Origin of the sequence: Capnocytophaga felis (assembly GCF_009684755.1) — a bacterium.
GTDB lineage: Bacteria > Bacteroidota > Bacteroidia > Flavobacteriales > Flavobacteriaceae > Capnocytophaga > Capnocytophaga felis.
The window spans coordinates 1-2,323 of record NZ_BLBC01000036.1; the positions used below are offsets into that span (position 1 = coordinate 1).

A 2,323-nucleotide genomic window follows, 5' to 3' on the forward strand; every position below is an offset into this window, starting at 1 on the left:
CCGAAAGCGGGTGCAAAAGTAAACCTTTTTATCTAATCTCCAAACTTTTTACCAAGTTTTTTTGAGAAATTTTTGAATATTGTTTTTAATACTTTAAATATCAAATAAATAGAAAATGAGGGTTTTTGAGGGTTTTTATAACTCCTTTTTCAAAAACAATGCAATTGCTCCCATATCGTCATTATTTAAACGACCAGATGGGTGCGGAATGCCGTAAATAGGTATCCCATTCCAGTAGGCTTTGTTTATTTTGATACCTGCCAAAGCTCCGTTTACCATTTGGGGCGTGATGATTTCTTCTTCGGTGAAGTGAAATTTCTTTTTCAATGGATTAAAACACTCGGAAATGGAAAAACAAACAATGCTTTTCGGTTTGAAAATATCTTGAATCACTTCCGCAGTGAAATCCAGACATTGATTTACCACTTCTTTACTTTGCTCAATATTTTTAAGTTGGTTGATGTTTTTCGTGCCGAAATAAACCGCATTCATAAAAATAAAATTGCCATCGGTAACGGGGTCTAAATGTTCTGCCCATTTAAAAGCTCCGTACAAACGTTGCCAAATACGCCATTTGGTGTAACGCTCTTCGGTGTAAAAAGACGGATTTCCTTCAAAAAAGCGAGTTTTATCAATAGGCAAAAAACCATAATCTTCTTGAGCATTGTAACCCAAAAACAGCACTTGAGGTTGTTTGTCTAACACGGGTTTGGACTGCATAACACTGCAACAACGATTTAATTCTTTTCCTGTTTTCTCTAAAAACGGAATTACTTTCTCTACCCATTGGGTGTATTTTTCTGATGTGGTCATAATTACTTGCTTTTCAACATATTTATTAATTGTATAAAGTACCATTCTTGTGTATCACTTTCAAATTTCAAATTCATTGTACCTCCTGTTGAAGGGAAAAGAATTGTCGGTGTACTATATTTGTTTTCTTCTATTTTTACAATATTTTTGATATTCATCTTCTTTATTCCGTGTAGGTTATGAATTTCTATAATATCATCAAAAATATAAAGGGTTGTATCTATCGCATTTTGCTCATCGTAATAAATAGCTCCTCCACTAGTTCTTTTATTAACTACACCTACCTTGAAATCAGCATAACAAGGTTTATCTCCATAAGGATATTCCACATTATACTCCCCTATCATTTGATTTATTCTTTGTTCAAATTTTTGCTCCAATTCTGTTATTTTTGGATTGATAAAAGGATGTTTATTATGCAGATAAATCAAATTACTACTTAAAGCATAAGCAACATCATAATTTGAATAGCTAAAATGTTTAAATCCTTGTTCACTTCTAAAAATAATCAAATCATAAACATCTAAAAAAGCATCGTCAATTTCTGCGTCTTTATAAAATGCCATTATTCTAACAGCTTCTCTTATTTCTAAATCCACAATGAAAGAGTCTTGCGAAATGATTTCTTTTAACTTTTCTCTTACAAATGGTGCTTCATTTACTAATTGTTTTTTTGACACACAATAATAAACGAAATTGTTCAAATCTCGGTATGCTATGTGTTTATCGCTTACATCGTTTAAACTTTTTTTCAAACTTGTACGCTTGTATTTTGCTTTTAGTAGTTTAAGTCCATACACAGCTAATCTGATTAGTAACGCACAAACCATTAAAAAAGCAAATGCAAAAGACGTTTTACCAGCTTTGTCATAAACACACCAACCCACAAAAGCAGCGGTTATAATGTACCACCATACACTAATTTTAATTTCATCGTTATAACGACTTTTTTTCTCATTTAAATATCTCATTTTTCTTAAAAAATTAAATTACTCCTACTCTATTATAGCTTTTCGGATTACACCTTTGTTCTTCTTAACTTAAAATGTATTCTTTAATTAACATATAACCCATATAAAGGATAAACCCCACTATCACAATAAGAGCAGCGAGTATTTTAGTGATTTTACCGATGCCCAAATCCCAATCGCTGGTTCGGTATCTTTCTCTGCGAGAAATCATTGAATAATAATATTTATCCCAAAATTTATAGGTTAAAACTCCTGCCAATAACGCCACTACAAGAATCACTATTCCTGCAAATATGGCTAATACATTAGTCAATAATTCTTTTAAAATATCCATTTAGTCGGTTATCTTATTCATTTCTCTACTCTATTACAGGCTTTTCGGGTTATCGCCTTTTTTTATTATCTGGTTTTATTTTTTACATCCCCGTTCTACGAGCTGCCCTTTTAAAGGGGCAATAGCAGAGCAAATGACATTTATAATTGTTAATTATTATTTATAAGCTTGTTAATTATTTTTTTTCAAAGCCAGTGTCCACCCA

At 31.7% G+C, this 2,323-nt stretch carries 3 protein-coding genes; all 3 read right to left on the minus strand.

What is annotated here, in order from left to right; genetic code table 11:
• Positions 1–135 precede the first annotated feature (135 nt).
• A complete protein-coding gene (locus tag GN105_RS12780) occupies positions 136–813 on the minus strand; it encodes a hypothetical protein (RefSeq protein WP_155285774.1) in 678 nt (225 codons plus the stop codon).
• Positions 814–815: 2 nt separating this feature from the next.
• Entirely contained in the window at positions 816–1,784 is a 969-nt protein-coding gene (locus GN105_RS12785) for a hypothetical protein (protein WP_155285775.1), read from the minus strand.
• Positions 1,785–1,848: 64 nt separating this feature from the next.
• Entirely contained in the window at positions 1,849–2,118 is a 270-nt protein-coding gene (locus GN105_RS12790; RefSeq protein WP_155285776.1) for a hypothetical protein, read from the minus strand.
• Positions 2,119–2,323 lie beyond the last annotated feature (205 nt).

Excerpts from the sequence above, each read along its gene's own strand:
- GN105_RS12780 (WP_155285774.1), bottom strand. The coding sequence starts at position 813 with ATGACCACATCAGAAAAATACACCCAATGGGTAGAGAAAGTAATTCCG.
- GN105_RS12785 (WP_155285775.1), bottom strand. The coding sequence starts at position 1,784 with ATGAGATATTTAAATGAGAAAAAAAGTCGTTATAACGATGAAATTAAA.
- GN105_RS12790 (WP_155285776.1), bottom strand. The coding sequence starts at position 2,118 with ATGGATATTTTAAAAGAATTATTGACTAATGTATTAGCCATATTTGCA.